At 61.9% G+C, this 16,547-nt stretch carries 16 protein-coding genes; 6 read left to right on the plus strand and 10 right to left on the minus strand.

Features of this window, described 5'->3' with window-relative positions:
- Positions 1-36 precede the first annotated feature (36 nt).
- From RHP72_RS21595 to cobF, 3 genes are all read right to left on the minus strand, one after another.
- Positions 37-1,212, minus strand: a complete 1,176-nt coding sequence (locus RHP72_RS21595; protein ID WP_081558246.1) for a diguanylate cyclase — start codon at positions 1,210-1,212, stop codon at positions 37-39.
- Positions 1,213-1,255: 43 nt separating this feature from the next.
- On the minus strand, positions 1,256-2,422 hold the full coding sequence (locus RHP72_RS21600; protein WP_232329900.1) for a GGDEF domain-containing protein: 1,167 nt from the start codon (positions 2,420-2,422) through the stop codon (positions 1,256-1,258).
- A gap of 76 nt (positions 2,423-2,498) precedes the next feature.
- On the minus strand, positions 2,499-3,239 hold the full coding sequence (gene cobF / locus RHP72_RS21605) for a precorrin-6A synthase (deacetylating) (RefSeq protein WP_042921340.1): 741 nt from the start codon (positions 3,237-3,239) through the stop codon (positions 2,499-2,501).
- Between the two features lie 86 nt (positions 3,240-3,325).
- Here cobF and RHP72_RS21610 point away from each other — a divergent pair, with 86 nt between their 5' ends.
- The 5 genes from RHP72_RS21610 (at position 3,326) to RHP72_RS21630 (ending at position 7,471) form a co-directional block, all read left to right on the plus strand.
- A complete protein-coding gene (locus RHP72_RS21610; RefSeq protein WP_003946427.1) occupies positions 3,326-4,126 on the plus strand; it encodes a thymidylate synthase in 801 nt (266 codons plus the stop codon).
- Between the two features lie 2 nt (positions 4,127-4,128).
- Positions 4,129-4,620, plus strand: coding sequence for a dihydrofolate reductase (locus tag RHP72_RS21615; RefSeq protein ID WP_047272583.1), 492 nt, complete (start codon positions 4,129-4,131; stop codon positions 4,618-4,620).
- Positions 4,621-4,704: 84 nt separating this feature from the next.
- Positions 4,705-5,037 (plus strand): cupin domain-containing protein, encoded by a 333-nt coding sequence (locus RHP72_RS21620; RefSeq protein WP_003946336.1) that lies wholly within the window; start codon positions 4,705-4,707, stop codon positions 5,035-5,037.
- Between the two features lie 19 nt (positions 5,038-5,056).
- Positions 5,057-5,752, plus strand: coding sequence for a hypothetical protein (locus tag RHP72_RS21625; protein ID WP_065351258.1), 696 nt, complete (start codon positions 5,057-5,059; stop codon positions 5,750-5,752).
- Positions 5,753-5,779: 27 nt separating this feature from the next.
- Entirely contained in the window at positions 5,780-7,471 is a 1,692-nt protein-coding gene (locus RHP72_RS21630) for a GAF domain-containing protein (RefSeq protein WP_042921348.1), read from the plus strand.
- A gap of 3 nt (positions 7,472-7,474) precedes the next feature.
- Here RHP72_RS21630 and RHP72_RS21635 read toward each other — a convergent pair whose 3' ends face one another.
- From RHP72_RS21635 to cycA, 7 genes are all read right to left on the minus strand, one after another.
- Positions 7,475-8,113 (minus strand): response regulator transcription factor, encoded by a 639-nt coding sequence (locus tag RHP72_RS21635; RefSeq protein WP_003946380.1) that lies wholly within the window; start codon positions 8,111-8,113, stop codon positions 7,475-7,477.
- A gap of 76 nt (positions 8,114-8,189) precedes the next feature.
- Positions 8,190-9,083: a universal stress protein gene (locus RHP72_RS21640; RefSeq protein WP_003946389.1), complete on the minus strand. Its 894-nt coding sequence runs from the start codon at positions 9,081-9,083 to the stop codon at positions 8,190-8,192.
- A 358-nt stretch (positions 9,084-9,441) separates the two neighbouring features.
- On the minus strand, positions 9,442-10,482 hold the full coding sequence (locus RHP72_RS21645; protein WP_007727670.1) for an LLM class F420-dependent oxidoreductase: 1,041 nt from the start codon (positions 10,480-10,482) through the stop codon (positions 9,442-9,444).
- A gap of 176 nt (positions 10,483-10,658) precedes the next feature.
- A complete protein-coding gene (locus RHP72_RS21650; protein WP_007727672.1) occupies positions 10,659-11,552 on the minus strand; it encodes a universal stress protein in 894 nt (297 codons plus the stop codon).
- A gap of 141 nt (positions 11,553-11,693) precedes the next feature.
- Positions 11,694-13,199, minus strand: a complete 1,506-nt coding sequence (locus tag RHP72_RS21655) for a glutamate-cysteine ligase family protein (protein ID WP_042921350.1) — start codon at positions 13,197-13,199, stop codon at positions 11,694-11,696.
- A gap of 125 nt (positions 13,200-13,324) precedes the next feature.
- Positions 13,325-14,095: a M23 family metallopeptidase gene (locus tag RHP72_RS21660; protein WP_003946431.1), complete on the minus strand. Its 771-nt coding sequence runs from the start codon at positions 14,093-14,095 to the stop codon at positions 13,325-13,327.
- A gap of 122 nt (positions 14,096-14,217) precedes the next feature.
- Positions 14,218-15,681 (minus strand): D-serine/D-alanine/glycine transporter, encoded by a 1,464-nt coding sequence (gene cycA, locus RHP72_RS21665; RefSeq protein ID WP_030534902.1) that lies wholly within the window; start codon positions 15,679-15,681, stop codon positions 14,218-14,220.
- Positions 15,682-15,823: 142 nt separating this feature from the next.
- Between cycA and RHP72_RS21670 the strand changes: the two genes are divergently transcribed.
- On the plus strand, positions 15,824-16,540 hold the full coding sequence (locus tag RHP72_RS21670; RefSeq protein ID WP_007727677.1) for an HAD family hydrolase: 717 nt from the start codon (positions 15,824-15,826) through the stop codon (positions 16,538-16,540).
- The last annotated feature ends 7 nt before the right edge of the window (positions 16,541-16,547 follow it).

The following is a 16,547-nucleotide window of genomic DNA, read 5'->3' on the forward strand; positions in this document are numbered from 1 at the left end:
ACAGACTAACGCCGACCACGGACACTCACAGCGCGCTCAGTCCGTTTCCGTCTGCAGCACCACAGAATGCCCACCGCGTGCCTTCGCGGAGTACATCGCCCGATCCGCTCGCCGCAGCAGAGTCGGGTAGGCGACCAGCGCATCATCCGCTGATTCGAAAGGCCCTGCGATCTTCGCGATTCCGACGCTCATCGCCACCTCGGGATGATCGGGCGAGGTGATCGTCGAACGGAGTAGCTCATGTTCGAGTCGATGGAACGAGCGTTGATCGACCGAATCGACGATGACGAACTCGTCGCCGCCTATCCGTGCGATCAAGGCCGCCGGGCCGGCGCATTCGACCAGTCTCGATCCGACTTTTTCGATCACGGCGTCACCGACGGTATGTCCGTACTCGTCGTTGATGGCCTTGAATCGATTGATGTCGACGGCGGCGACTACCAAGAGCGCCGAGTGCGTGTACGACCGCTCCAGCAACAGTCGTACTTCGTCGGCCAGTCCCCTCCTGTTGAGCAGTCCCGTCAGTGGGTCCAATTGCGAGTTCAACGCGTCGGTGCCGAGGATCGAGAAAATGAACTGACAGGCAAAGGGAATCACGTAGATTGCCGCGCCGACCAGTACTACCAACGCGACCAGAACCGGAACATCCACATCGTTTTCGACCACGGCCGTACGTGTCACGATGCCGATGACCACGACGAACACCCACAACATGTGAAGGCTCTGTATTCGAGCATTGTGGAAGAACGCGATGTATCCGCCGATCACCGAGAACATCACGGCGTGTGCCAGTGCTGCAAGTGGATTGGAGTACAGCAGCATTGCGGCCGCTATTCCCACTTCCGAGTAGAGCACAAAGGCGTAAGACCAGGAACGGGAGAGATTGCGCCTCGTCGAGAGGGCGACGGCCATCATCACGGTTATGACCATGATGGCTGCGTTCGCGGAGCGCGCGTGCGCAGTGGTCGGTCCCTGTGGACTGAAGCGAGTGAGGAACATGATCACGGTGACCAGTACCAACGAGCAGACGACGAGAAACCGCGAGGCGACGGTCAACCCTTTGTCCGCGAGATAGCGATTGAAGGTGTCGAATTGGTCCGGACGCCGATACCAATCGACAAGTTGAGAAGAGATCAGCCGGAACGCGGGACCCGAGAGCGGTCGTCGAGACGCCACGGCGTCCGAACGCTCAACACTCTCGGCAGATTCCATAGTGTCAGGGTAATCCAGTCAACTCCCCGCAATCAGACAATTTTCACTGTTTGCCGTCCCACATCACAACCTGATCGCCGCCGGCGGCCTTCGCGCGGTACATCGAGGCATCGGCTACTCGAAACAGTTCCGTCAACTCCTCGTCGGAAATAATCGACGACCATTCGGCAGAGGTGATCGCGACTCCGACGCTGGTGGTCACTACCGGATCACGATCGTCGATTCGCAAGTGCCTTCGCAGATTGTCTTCGAACGCAGGCGCTGCGCCGACGTCTATCGTGTCTACCAACACGAACTCGTCCCCACCGAATCTGGCGAAGAGCGCCTTCTCGCCGCCGCACCACCGCAGTCGATCAGCAATCTGGCGAAGTACGAGATCGCCTTCCTCGTGCCCCTGTGAGTCGTTGACGCTCTTGAACGAATCGACATCGACAATCGCGACGACATACGACGACTTGCTCGACGCATGCCCCGTCGCCCCCATTTCGACAACAGCTCGCTGCAGCCCGCGCCGATTCAGAAGCCCTGTCAACGGATCCACATCCGAACTGTCCGCGTCGGAGCCGAGAAGTGAGAGGACGAACTGGCAGGCGAACGGAATGACCACGATCCCGGTGGCGATGATCAGACACAGTGCGGTGGCCAACGCAGGATCCGCGAAGACCGCAACCTTTCGGCCGACCACTGCCAGAACCACGATGGACAGCGCGATGTGAACCGCCTGGAGTCTCGCGTTGTGAAAGTACGCGATGTAACCACCGATCAGTACGAAGAGCACACACTGGATCAACCCGATGAAAGGGTCGTTGTTCAAGAACACACCGACGAATACGCCGACCTCGCAGTAGGCGACAAAGAAGTACGACCACCGACGCGTGATTTCGGGCAGAAGGCAGAAGAGCACGATCACCGCAATCGTGACGGCGATGATAACGGCGTTGACGACGCTGGTGACGTGGTTGTGCACGCCCGCGTCGCTGAAGCGCAGCAGAGTCATCGCAATGATGACCGTCGTCAGCGAGCCGATGACCAGCAATCGGACAGCTAGCTCCAGGCCCTTCGTGGCGAGGTATCGATTGAAACTGTCGAATTGATCAGGACGCCGATACCACTGAACCAGAAGGTCGAAAGCCGACTTCACAGCAGATTTTTCACGGCCACGCGGCGCGGGCAGAATCGACTGCAGTCGGTCCTGCCCGAACGATGTCATGCGCAGATCATAGGTGCGCAGACCGTCGTTCGGGATCAAGAGTGCAGGATCGAGGCGGCAAATTCAGGGTCGGTTGTCAGCGCCGAACGAGGTACGTATCCATGATCCAACCGTGCTTCTCACGCAACTCCGCCCGGCGAGCGACGATCTGATCTTCGACGTCACGCAGTTTGCCGGAAATCAACTCCTCGTCCGGGGTCCCGAGGTACGCGCCCCACCAGATCTCGGCGTCGTTTTCGCTTACCTGAGTGAAGGTGCAATGCGCGTCGAGCATCACGACGGCATTGTCCACGCCGTCGGGCAATCCCTCGGCCAGTTTGCGGCCGGTCGTGATGTGGATGGGTTCGCCGATTCGGTTCAGGACGATCCGGTGTTGTGCAGCCAGCGACTGCACGCTGGTGATTCCCGGGATGACGGAGTAGTCGAACGAAACTCTCCCGCGAGCGAGCACACGCTCGACGATCCGCAGAGTGCTGTCGTAGAGGGAAGGGTCACCCCAGACGAGAATCGCGCCGACGCCAGGTTCGGCCGCGAATTCCGCTTCGAATTTCGCGGCCCGACGCTCGTGCCAGTCCTCGACAACCCCCTCGTAATCGGTGGGGGTTCGGTCCCGCGGCGGGTCCGTGATCTCGACCACCTTGTAGTCGAGGTGAACGTGCTCGTCGAGAATGCCGGTGCGCAAGTCGACCAGGGCCTGCTTCTCGTCACCCTTTCCGATGATGAAGAAGGTATCGGCCCTGTTCATAGCCTTGATCGCCTGAACCGTCACCTGGTCGGGATCACCAGCACCGATACCGATCACCAAGAGTTCGCGCATGTGCCGAGGCTATATTGCCGTGCGCCCTTATTAACCGCCGGAGGTTAATAAAGGCGCACAGCAGGGCAGGCCCTAGACTGATTCCCGTGACTGTCTCCACTGCTTACGAAGACCTCCTCCGGCTCGTCATGGAGACGGGTACCGCCAAATCCGATCGAACCGGAACCGGCACCCGCAGCATCTTCGGTCACCAGATGCGTTTCGATCTTGCCGACGGCTTTCCGCTCGTCACCACCAAGAAGGTCCACCTCAAGTCGATAGTCAACGAACTCCTGTGGTTCCTGCGCGGCGACTCCAACGTGGCGTGGCTGCACGAGCACGGCGTCTCCATCTGGGACGAGTGGGCCGACGAGAACGGTGAACTCGGCCCCGTCTACGGCGTCCAGTGGCGTAGCTGGCCCACCCCTTCGGGCGAGCACATCGACCAGATCACGCAGACCGTCGAGACTCTGCGCTCCAACCCCGATTCGCGGCGGATCATCGTTTCGGCGTGGAACGTCGCCGACATTCCGCAGATGGCCCTGGCGCCGTGCCACGCTTTCTTCCAGTTCTACGTCGCCGACGGCAAGCTCTCCTGCCAGCTGTACCAGCGCAGCGCCGACATGTTCCTCGGCGTTCCGTTCAACATCGCCAGTTACGCGCTGCTCACCCACATGATGGCCCAGCAGGCCGGACTCGACGTCGGCGAGTTCGTCTGGACCGGCGGCGACTGCCACATCTACGACAATCACGTCGACCAGGTGACCGAGCAGCTCGGCCGCGAACCGCTGCCGTTGCCGACCCTGAAGCTGAACAAGCGCGACTCCATCTTCGACTACACCTTCGAGGACGTGGAGATCGTCGACTATCAGCACCACCCCGCGATCAAAGCCCCGGTAGCGGTCTGACGATGACCGATCGCACAGTCACCCTCATCTGGGCGCAGGCCCACGGCGGCGTCATCGGCGCCGACAACTCGATCCCGTGGCGCGTGTCCGAGGACATGGCTTACTTCAAACGCGTCACCATGGGCCATCCGGTAATCATGGGGCGGCGCACCTGGGACTCCATTCCATCGAAGTTCCGTCCGTTCAGCGGGCGTCGGAACATCGTCGTCACACGCGATCCGCAATGGCACGCCGAAGGCGCCGAGGTAGTCCACAGGCTGGACGACGCCCTGGCGTTGCCGGACGGTGACGTCTTCGTCGTCGGTGGCGGGCAAATTTATTCGGCTGCACTGCCATTCGCAACGCATCTACTGGTGACCGAGATCGACCTCGACATCGCCGGCGATGCTTTTGCTCCCGAGATCGGCCCCGAATGGAACCTGAAATCCGACGAGCCCTGGCAGACCTCGGAGAAGAGCGGCCTGCGCTTCCGCTGGTTGGAGTACACGCGCTGACCGACTTCCGCCGATAACGAGGCACCTCGCGAGTGAGTCGGTCATACTCCAAGAAGGACATTCACCGCTTCCGAGAGGTCTTCGATGGACAAGAAGTCACTGACCGCTCTCGCTCGCCAACAGTTGAAACTGGCGGGCTCGGCGACCAGCGGTCGCAGTTCACAAACCGTCTACGGTGGCCACCAGCGCAGCCTGCGACAGACGGTGATCGCGCTGAGCGCCGGCAAGAGCCTCGCCGAACACGACAGTCCGGGCGAAGCCACATTGTTGGTCCTGAGCGGGAAGCTGAATCTTGTGTGTGGGAGCGACCAGTGGAAAGGATCCACGGGTGATTTCCTGACCGTCCCGGCCGACCGGCACAGCGTCGAAGCGCTCGAAGACGTTGCATTTCTACTGACCGTCGCCATGAAGGGCTGAAATCGGTAGCGTCTTCCGCGTGAGCGAAACCGTGATCGAAGTGTCCGTCGTCGCAGCCCCGTCCGTACTCTGGCCCGCGCTGCGCGACCCGTCGCTGATTCGACGTTGGTTCGGCTGGGAGTACGACGGACTCGACGACGAAATCACCCAGATCTACTCCACCGCTGAGGCCGACCCCGAAGCGTTGACGCTGAAACTCGGAAACGGCGACCGTTTCTCACTTCGCGAACAGGACGGCAAGACGGTCGTCCGCATCGATCGGCCGGCCAAATCTGCCGACGACGACTGGTACGACGACATCACCGAGGGCTGGACGACATTCCTCCAGCTGCTCAGATTCGCAGTGGAGCACCACGGACTGGCCGAGCGTAAAACCATTTATCTCGACGGCCTTCTGCTCCCCGGTGAGAACGTGGCAAGCGTCCTCGGGTTCACCGAAATCGAATTGGAAGCGGGAAGTCGGTACGCGGTGACAATCGCTCCCGGCGACTATTTCGAAGGCGTAGTCGACTACGTCACCGACCACCAATTCGGGTTGACAGTCGAGGATCTCGGCCCTGGCCTGCTGTCTGTCGCCACCCAGTCGGTGACGGCGCAGCGGCCCGACGGAGGCATGTCCATCCTGCTGACCACCTACGACCTGAGCGATGACGAGTTCGACGAGATCAAGCATCACTGGTCGTCGTGGTGGGAAGGTCGCCGCCAGGAGAGCTGACGTTCGGTGAGGCGATATGCTTCGACCATGGTCGAAGCTTCGGGTCACAGTCCGGCACGTACGTTCGGCGAGTTGCTCGACCGCCTGGGCGATTCCAATGCCGACATACCGACACTCCACCGCCTGCTCGAGGCGGTCCTGGTGGTCGGCTCCGGCCTGGACCTCGACCTGACGCTTCAACGGATCATCACCTCTGCGACAACGGTTCTGGATTGCCGCTACGGCGCCCTGGGGGTCGCGGCGCCGGGGGGCGGGCTCTCGGAATTCGTGTACGAGGGAATCTCCGGGTCCCAACGCGCGACCATGGGACATTTCCCCGAAGGTCATGGCGTGCTGGGTGTTCTGATGAATCACCCGCAGACTTTGCGTGTGGCCCATCTCGGCGACCATCCCGAATCGGTGGGATTCCCCGCAAATCATCCACCGATGGAGAGCTTCCTCGGAGCGCCGATCATGATGCGGGGAAAGGTGTTCGGAAGCATCTACCTGACCGAGAAACGGGGACAGGCCGAGTTCACCCAGGAAGACGAGGTCATTCTCGAAGCCCTCGCCATCGCAGCCGGTATCGCTGTGGAAAACGCCCGACTGTTCGAGCAGTCACGAACTCGTGAAAGATGGCTCACCGCAACATCTGCCATCCGCTCGCGGTTGCTGGCCGGTGACTCGCTCGAGGACGGCCTGCAACTTCTTGCCAGTCGCGTTCGGGACCTGACCGGCGTCGACGACGTGATCGTGGTGATCTGCGAGAACGGCTACGCACAGGTTCACGCCGCGGCCAGCGCCCGGACCACGTCACGTGGAGTCAGAATCCCGGCGACCACTTATCCGTTCGACGTGGTGCGGAGCACTCGAAAGCTACAGGTACTCACCACTTTAGGCGCACTCACCGAACTGGTGCCGTCGGCCGGGAGTGCGGTCGTGGCACCGATGTGCGTCGCCTCGGGTGTAGTCGGCGCGGTCATCGTGGCGTCGAATTCCACCAACACGCACTGGGATCACGACGAACTGACCCGGATCGAGTCGATGGCCGAACTCGGCTCCGTTGCAATCGAGTTCGACGAGAAACAAAAGGCGCAACGCCTGTTGTCCGTTCTCGCCGACCGCGACCGCATCGCACGAGACCTGCACGACAACGTCATCCAGCGACTGTTCGCGAGCGGAATGAGCCTGCAGAGCACGCTTCCGGACGAGACCCTCCCGGAGTCGGCGCGCGCGATTGTCAAACGATCCCTCGAACAGCTCGACAAGACAGTCCGCGAGATCCGGACAACCATCTTCGATCTGCAGACTCCCACAGCCACCGATTCGTCGAGCCTGCGCCGGCGCCTCCTCGATGTCATCGGCGACGCCACCGCACAGTCCGCTGTGACCCCGAGCGTCCAATTCTCCGGCGCCATCGACACTCTGGTGAATCCCGGGATCCACCAGCACGCCGAAGCCGTGCTGCGTGAGGGGTTGAGCAACGTCCTTCGGCATGCACACGCACGCCACATCACCATCGCTGTCACCGCGGACGTCGAATTTGCGATCACGATCGAGGACGACGGCGTCGGACTCCCCTCCGACTTCCACAAGAGTGGACTGCACAATCTGGAGCGCCGCGCCGAACATTGCGGCGGTACGTGCACGATCGTCAATCACGATCCGAGCGGTGCACGCCTGCTCTGGCGAGTACCGCTCGGTCGCACCAACTCGAATCGACCGAAATCCGGTCGTTAGATCCTAGCGACTGCCGCTACGGATTTCGGTCGCCAGCACCGCAGCCTGAGTACGACGCTGCATGCCCAGCTTCGAGAGCAGACGCGTCACGTAGTTCTTGACCGTCTTCTCTGCGAGGAACAATCGCGCGCCGATCTCCCGGTTGGTGAGCCCTTCTCCGATGAGGTCGAAGACTGCTCGCTCCTGATCGGAAAGTTCGGCCAACGGATCTGCTGTACGGTCGCTGCGGATCCGCTGCATCAGCGCCTCGGTTGCACGACTGTCGAGCAGTGAACCGCCGCGCCCGACTGTGCGGACTGCAGCGACCAAGTCGGTTCCGAGAATCTGCTTGAGGACGAATCCCGAGGCGCCCGCCATGATCGCGTCGAGCAACGCCTCGTCGTCGGCGTACGACGTGAGCATCAGGCAGCGGAGGTCGGGAAGCATCGAGCGGAGTTCTCGGCACAGTTCGACGCCGTTGCCGTCAGGCAGGCGTACGTCCAGAACAGCGACGTCGGCGTTGCTCTGCGGTACCGCAGCCAGCGCTTCCCCCACGGACGCCGCCTCGCCCACCACCACGAAGTCCTCGACCCCACCGAGTAGGTCGAACAATCCGCGTCTGACGATCTCGTGATCGTCGACCAGGAATATCCGCGTTGTCATCGAACCCCTCCAAAAGACATCTCACGTCGAACGGTACCGGAGACGGTGGACTCAGAACTCATGGAATGCATTCTCTTCACTTGTTGACGTGCCGGACGATGAGAACCGGGCAATCCGCGGTGTGCAGGAGCGCCCGACTGGTCGATCCGAGGAGCATTCCTGCGAATCCGCCGCGCCCGCGACTGCCGACGACTATCAACTGCGCCGTCTCCGCGTATTCGCTCAGGACTCGGACCGGACGGTCACGCGCGACGACTCTTTCGACGACGACGTCCGGGTAACGCTCGGTGAATCCCGCCAATTGCTCGGCGAGGACAACTTCCTCACCCGTCTGGATGCTGCTCCACAGTGGGTCGTCGGGGGTGGCGCCCAACGAGGGCTGCACACTCACGTCGCTCCACACGTTGACGGCAATCAAGGTGGCGCCCCGCGCGGAGGCCTGCTCGAAAGCGTGCTCGACTGCCTCGATGCTGCTTTCGGATCCATCGACACCGACGACGACGGGGCCCTCGGTCGGCGGTCGACCGTCGAGCGTCCGTCCTCGGACAACTGCAACCGGAGATTCGCCGTGCGAGACAACCGAGACCGTCGCAGAACCGACGACCAATCCGGTGAATTCGCCGTGCCCGCGAGGGCCGAGCGCAATGATGTACGCGCCCTTGGACAATTCGATCAGGCGATCGGAGACGCTGCCGTCGAGTAGTTCGGTGACGATCTCGAGGTCGTCGTCGATGCTTTGCCGCGCGAGGATCTGTGCGCTGTCCAGACGAGCGGTGGCAGTGCGCCGCAGTTCGTCCTTGAAGCTCTCGGCGAGGTAAGGCTCGGAGTAGTAGAAGGCTGGGATGTGCACCACCGTCGCGATGTGGAGCGGTCGACCGAGCGCCACCGCGGTCCTCGCCGCCCAGACGACAGCCGACGACGCCGATTCCGAACCGTCTACCGCTACGACGACGGGTTTGGTTGCACTCATGTTCGTCCCTCCACAATCGACCACAGAATCTCTTCGCCCTCACACTATTGCCCAATGACGGCAAAAAGGATTCATCAGCCGACGCGAGTCCCAAATCGGACATTGGGTGTTCGGGTGGACTGCGGCAACGGCCCCGCCAACATCCCTTTCGGGCGTCAACGAGGCCACCGGTGCCGGATTCGCACGCAAACCCTGGCTACTCGATCCACGTTAGGTGAAGAACCCGACCGGTCAGAAGTGAAAAAAGTCCTGTCAACAAGCGCCCAAAATCGGGTTTCGTACGCAGGAGATCCCGAACCACCCGCTCTGCTGTGCGCCTTTGTTAACCGCGGGCGGTTAATAAAGGCGCACAGCAGGGTCAGTCACAAATCTTGCGGAACTTCTCGATCAGCTGCACTCGGCCGTTGCGGTCGGCCGCCAACGGCGTGACGTTGAGCGTCGTGACACCGGCTTCGGCGAAGGCTGCGACGCGTTCCTTGACGTAGCTCTCGGGACCGATCAACGACACTGCGCGAACCAGTTCGTCCGGCACTGCTGCTGCGGCTTCGTCCTTCTTGCCCGCGAGGTAGAGATCCTGGATCTTCTCGGCGGCCTCTTCGTAGCCGTAGCGCACCGCGAGGTCGTTGTAGAAGTTCTTGCCCTTGGCGCCCATGCCACCGATGTAGAGCGCAAGGCTCGGGCGTACCCAGTCGAGCATGTGGTCGACGTCGTCACCGATGGCCAGTGCCGGCGACGCGTACACCTGAAGCTCACCGAGGCTCGGATCGCGCTTGGCCTTGCCCTTGGCGATCGGCTCACCCCACACGCTTGCTGCCTTCTCCGGATGGAAGAAGATAGGTTCCCAGCCTTCGGCGATCTCCGCCGTCAGCTCGACGTTCTTGGGTCCGAGCGAAGCGATCAGGATCGGGATGCGCTCACGCACAGGATGATTGATCAGCTTGAGCGGCTTTCCGAGTCCGGTGCCCTTCTCGGCGGGGAGGGGAACCTGGTAGTACTTGCCCTGGTACTCGACCTTCTCGCGGCGCCATACCTGACGGCAGATCTCGACGACCTCACGTGTGCGTCCCAGCGGAGCGTCGTACTTGACGCCGTGGAACCCCTCGATCACCTGCGGTCCGGAAGCGCCCAGTCCCATCACGAAGCGACCGTTGGAGACGAAGTCCAGGCCAGCCGCCGTCATGGCGGTCAACGAAGGGGTACGGGTGTAGATCTGAAAGATTCCCGAAGCGAGTTCGATGGTCGACGTCTTGGCCGCCAGGTAACCGAGCTGGCTGACGGCGTCGAAGGAATACGCCTCCGGGACGAAGGCGATGTCGAGGCCCGCCTTCTCCAGGTCACCGACCTCTTCGACGGTTTCGGCGAACCCGCCGCTGTAGTTCAAACCCATACCGATACGCACGTTGTAACCCCAATCCTGACGATTGCTGCCGTGTGCGACGCGCACACGAGCAGTGGTACTCCCATCGAACACTTACTCACATCGAACACTACGGAACCTGAGTCCGCATTCATGTGACTACCCCGTTCATATTCGATGACCGAAATGAACGGGGTAGTGGGAGAGCCTGTCGAGGGTCAGGATTCTTCGGGGCGAACCACCATGACGGGGCACTTGGCCGAAGCGATCAGGGTGTTGCTGGTCGAGCCGAGCAACATGCCGCGGAATCCACCGCGACCACGGCTTCCGACTACGACGAGCTGCGCTTTTGCCGACCAGTCCAACAGCCGTCCGCGTGGGTTGTCGAGGTATACCTCGCGCCGGACCTTCACGTCCGGGTATTGCTCGGACCATCCGGCCAAGCTCTCGCTGAGTACCGCGTGCTCTTCCTCTTCGAGAGACTGCGGGGCAAGCGCAGCGGCCCTCGGGTCTTCGAATGCCGCACTGCCGAGGTCACTCCACACGTGCAACGCCACCAACTCGACTCCGCGGAACGACGCTTCCTCGAAAGCCGCACCGACGGCCTGGGCGCTCAACGCGCTGCCGTCGACGCCGACCACTACGGGTCCTTCCGAGGGCACCGCACCATCGCGGTCCCGAACGACGATGACCGGACACTTGCCGTGACTGGCCACACCGACCGCGGTATTGCCGAGGACTGCTGTCGCCGCCTTGCCTGACGCCGACGCTCCGACGACTACCCGCCTGGCTTGTGCCGAACTCTCGATCAGCCACTGAGTTGCGCTGCCGATGGCGATTTCGGTGTGAACTTCGAGTTTCGGATCGATCTCACGGGCGAACTGTTCCGCCTCCGCCAAGATCGCTTTTCCGGCCTCTTCGACCCATTCGTACACCCCACCCGCGTCGACGTACGGTCCGCCGAAACCGTAAGGCGCGAAGTCGAGAGCGTGGATGATGTCGAGTCGCAATTCGCGCTGGGCGGCGATTTTCGCGGCCTCGCGGAGCGCTGTGGACGCAGTGTCCGAACCCTCGACTCCGACAACAACACTGTTATGTTCGCGTGAACTCATGTGCCCACCTTCCTGAAGAAGTAACCGAGCCACTTTCACTCTAACCATCCCACTTGTCCGGCTTTTTTGGGGTCGCCCCCTCTTCATTTCGGGGACTTAGGTCCCCGAAACTGTTGACGGATAGGAGAATTAGCAGAGCAATCAGGACCAGGTGTGAACAGGATCTCCCGTCCGCATGTTCTCCACGTAACCGCGGAGCATTCCGGTGAGCGCAGTCGAGCGGTCCGCGCCCGAGGCCTCCGCGTGCGCCACTTGCTCGCGTTGCCAGGCGGCACCGGTCTGCCGATTCATGCACCGCCCTTCGATCACGCCGAGGTACCGATCGCGGGCCGCGACGGACAATCCGAAATCGGCCAAACCCTCGTCCGCCAACGGCAGCAGCCTTCGCAGGACCAACTCGTCGGCACCGACCCAACCGATCTCCGGCCAGTACAGGGTGGCGTCGAGTCCGTACTTGGCGCCGATGTGCAGGTTCTCTTCTGCCGCATGGAACGACATGTGCGACCACAGTGGCCGCTCCGCGTTCACCAATGCGCGAACGGTTCCGTAGTAGAAGGCCGCATTGGCCATGATGTCGACGACGGTCGGCCCGGCCGGCAGCACCCGATTCTCGATACGCAAGTGCGGCTTGCCATCCGAGCAGTCGTAGACGGGCCGATTCCAGCGATAGACCGTGCCGTTGTGCATCTGAAGCTCGCTCAACTCCGGAACCCCGCCCGCCGCGAGCACTTCCAGCGGATCGGTGTCCGAGACATCAGGGAGCAGCGCCGGGAAGTACCGTGAATTCTCCTCGAACAGGTCGAGAACCGAATGGATCCACCGCTCACCGAACCACACTCGCGGTCGCACACCTTGGTTCTTGAGCTCGAAAGTTCGGGTGTCCGTTGCCTGTTCGAAGATCGGAATGCGTGATTCGTGCCAAAGCGCCTTCCCTGCCAGGAAAGGAGAATTGGCCGCAAGCGCCACCTGTACTCCGGCCAGACACTGCGCGGCATTCCAGTGCGCTGCGAATTCTTCCGGCGCGACGCGCAGGTGCAACTGCATGGACGTACAAGCCGCCTCCGGCACCACCGAATTGGTGTCGGCCCGAAGGATTTCCACGTCGCCACCGGGTAGCGCGACACCTTCGACGTCGAGTTCGATGTCCTCTCCTCGCGCGGCAAAAATTTGCTCGTTGAGCAATTCGTAGCGCGGGTTGGCGGTGATCCACTCACGATCGAGATGCTCGAGCTGCAGTGTCGGCAGCATCCCGATCATCACCATCTCGGCGTCGTGCGCGTGGATTCGCGCGTCTGCGACGTCGAGGGACGCCCGCAGTTTCTTCTCCAATTCGAAAGTCGCATCACCGGTGAGTGGGCCGGGCTCGACGTTCATCTCGACGTTGAACTGTCCGAGCTCGGTTTGGAAAACCGCAGAGTCGTCGATGGATTCGAGCACTTCACGGTTGGACATCGCGGGCGTCATGTCGCCGGTCACGAGGTTGAACTCGATCTCCATGCCCAACAGCGGAGCGGGCTTGTCGACGGCGTCTCGGAAGTCACCACCGTCGAGCATCTGCTTCATGGCGTCGACGCACGAGCGCACCTTCTTACGAAAGAGCCTACGGTCGGCTCTGGTGAATTCTCGCGCCGTGACCTCTGCACCCATTGCGCATTCCCCCTTCGACGATCAACGTCACTGAAGGCTATCCGTCCGGTGTCACCGACAAACGAGAACTGCGGTGGCACCGGGAAGAATTTCCCGACGCCACCGCAGTTCTCCGAAAGTTTCTTCTACGAGTTGTCGACCCAGGTGACAGCTACGCCGCGAGCCTGCAGCCACGCTGCGGGATCGACCTTTGCGCCGTTCTCGGCAACCTCGAAGTGCAGGTGCGGGCCGGTGGACTGGCCACGGTTACCCACGGTGGCGATCTGCTGGCCGGCGTTGACGCGCTGGCCGACGTTGACCTGGTAGTCGTTGACGTGGCCGTACGTGGTGACCGTGCCGTCGTCGTGCTGGACGCGGACCCAGAGGCCGAAACCTGACGCCGGGCCGGCGTCGATGACCTGGCCGTCGGCTGCAGCCAGAATCGGCGTACCGATCGGAGCCGCGATGTCGAGGCCACCGTGGTGTGCTCCCCAGCGCGAACCGAAGGTGGAGGTCAGCGTTCCGGACACCGGCTGCACGGTACGAGCTGAGGTGCCGGGGTTGATCCCAGCGAGGAACTGCTGTGCCTGCGTGTTGAGGTCGGCAGCAAAATCGGGAAGCTCGGGGATGTCGAGAGCCGGAAGTGCCGCCAATTCAGCCGGAACGACAACGCCCTCGGGGAGCAGACCCTGCGGGATTTCGATGCCGGCGATGGTCTGTGTTGCCGGCGCCGCAGCAGCGGTTCCTGCGCCCATCTGGCCTGCACCGACGAGGAGTGCACCGGTAGCCGCAGCTACGACACCTGCCTTGACACCGGCACCAGGGCCAGCCGACGGGGTGCGGTGGCGGCCGCTTGCTGCCTCGGGATCGATCTCGAAGACAACATCGTCATTGCCCGTGCGGTGGTGGTTTCCCACAGTGTGTACTCCGTCAGTCGTCGGCGTGCAGCGTCCTTCTGATGAAGCCCGCTCCTCTGTCTGCCGAAGAATGTAACAGTTTGATCAAGGCGGCCGCCACCGTTACCCGATCTTGACCAAAACTATTTCTCGCCGTTCTGTCGGCTGGCGTCCAGTTCTGACTTGAATGCGTCGTATCGTGCCCGGTGAGCGGGTCGACGCCGGATGATCGCCCACGCGATGCCCAGAACCACGAACCAGATCGGCGTGACGAGAAGTGCCTGCAGGGTGTCGTCCTTGGTTGTCAGTGCCCAGAGAATGAAGACGAAGAACGCGAGCACGACCCAGCACATCACGATGCCGCCGGGCATCTTGAACTTCGACGCCTCGTGCAGGTGCGGACGACGCTTCCGGTACACCATGTAGCTCGCCAGGATGATCGTCCACACGAACATGAACAGCAGCGCCGAAATGGTCGTGACGACGGTGAAGGCCTCGATCACGGAATCGCCCGAGAACAGCAGGATCAACGACGCCAGCAGGAAGATGCACGAGAACATCAGGGCGTTCGCGGGGACCTTGCGTGAGTTCAGCTTGCCGAGGGCCCTCGGTGCGTCGCCTTCCTGCGCAAGGCCGAACACCATGCGCGAGGTGGAGTAGATACCCGAGTTGGCCGAAGATGCAGCGGAGGTCAGCACGACGAAGTTGATGACAGAAGCAGCGATGCCGAGGCCGGCGAGTGTGAACATGGCGACGAACGGACTCTTGTCTGCGCTGATTTCACGCCACGGAGTCACCGCGATGATCACGGTCAGTGCAACGACGTAGAACAGCAGGACACGAATGGGGATGGAGTTGATGGCCTTCGGCAGGTTCTTCTCCGGGTCCTTCGCCTCGGCTGCCGTCGTACCGACGAGCTCGATACCCACGAAGGCGAACACGGCGATCTGGAAGCCGGCGACGAAGCCCATGAATCCGGTCGGGAACATCCCGCCGTCGTTCCAGAGGTTGTCGATACCGGAGGTGGCACCGTTCGGCGCCGTGAACCCGGAGACGACCATGACGATGCCGACGACGATCAGGCTGACGATGGCGATGATCTTGATCAGCGCGAACCAGAACTCGGTTTCACCGAAGGCGCGAACGGTCGGGAGATTGAGGAGCAACAGCGCCGCGATCGTCAGCAAAGCAGGAATCCACGCCGCGAGCCCTGGCCACCAGTACTTGAAGTACCCGGAAATCGCGATGACGTCCGCGATGCCGGTGACGATCCAGCAGAACCAGTAGGTCCAGCCGGTGAAGAATCCCGCCCAGGGGCCCAGCAGATCCGCGGCGAAGTCGGAGAACGACTTGTACGCCATGTTCGAGAGCAGCAGCTCCCCCATCGCCCGCATGACGAAGAAGAGCATGAATCCGATGATCATGTACACGAAGATCACGGAGGGCCCGGCGAGCGAGATCGTCTTGCCCGATCCCATGAACAGTCCGGTGCCGATGGCACCACCGATGGCGATCAGCTGGATATGCCGGTTGGACAGCTGACGTGAGAGGTGGGGGTCTTCGCCGGACGGCTTCGTCAGGTCTGGTGTATTCGCGTGGTCGGACACGGAGGATCCCCCTCGTCATACGGTTCATCCGGGGCATCGAAATCGTGCCCGTCGGGGGAACCTCGGAAAATGTGCTCTCTCAAAGTACGCGTGCACTGGCTCACATCACGCATCGGAAAGCGGACGCCGATAACCTGTCGAGGTGAACACTGACAGCACGGCCCATCAAGACGGACATATCGCCGCGACGCTGTTCGATTTCTCCGGAACCCTCTTCCGTTTGGAGGAGAGCGACGATTGGACCGAGCACCTCGTCGATCACCAAGGCGATCCGCTCGACGTGCACGCTCAAGCCGAGCTGATGCGTCGGATGACCGCGCCGGTGGGCAGAACCGTGGAGATGGACGAAGCGGGGATCTACGCGTGGGAGAACCGCGACCGGGATCCGAAGTTGCATCGTCAGGCTTACCTCGACGTGTTGAGTAAGTCCGGGGTGCCCGATCCGGTTCGGGCCGAAGCTTTCTACGCCCTGCTGGTCGATCCGGATCAGTGGTCGCCGTACCCGGATACCGGCGAGGTCCTGAAGTCACTGTCGGAGAAGGGCATACGCACTGCCGTCTTGAGCAACATCGCCTTCGACATCCGTCCGGCGTTCGCCGACCGCGGCTGGGACGTCTGGGTCGACGAGTTCGTTCTCTCGTTCGAGGTGGGTGCAGTCAAGCCCGAACCGGCGATCTTCGAGTACGCCCTCGCACAACTCGATGTGGATGCGGCGCAGACTCTGATGGTCGGTGACAGCGACATCGCCGACGGCGCTGCCCGTGACGTCGGTTGCCAGTTCGCACTCGTCGATCCCCTGCCGACGACCGAACGCCCGCACGCGCTACTCGACGCAGTGCGGAAGTTCGGGCTTCTGTAGGGAGCGC

This window comes from Rhodococcus sp. SG20037 (assembly GCF_031763325.1).
GTDB classification, from domain to species: Bacteria; Actinomycetota; Actinomycetes; order Mycobacteriales; family Mycobacteriaceae; genus Rhodococcus_F; species Rhodococcus_F qingshengii.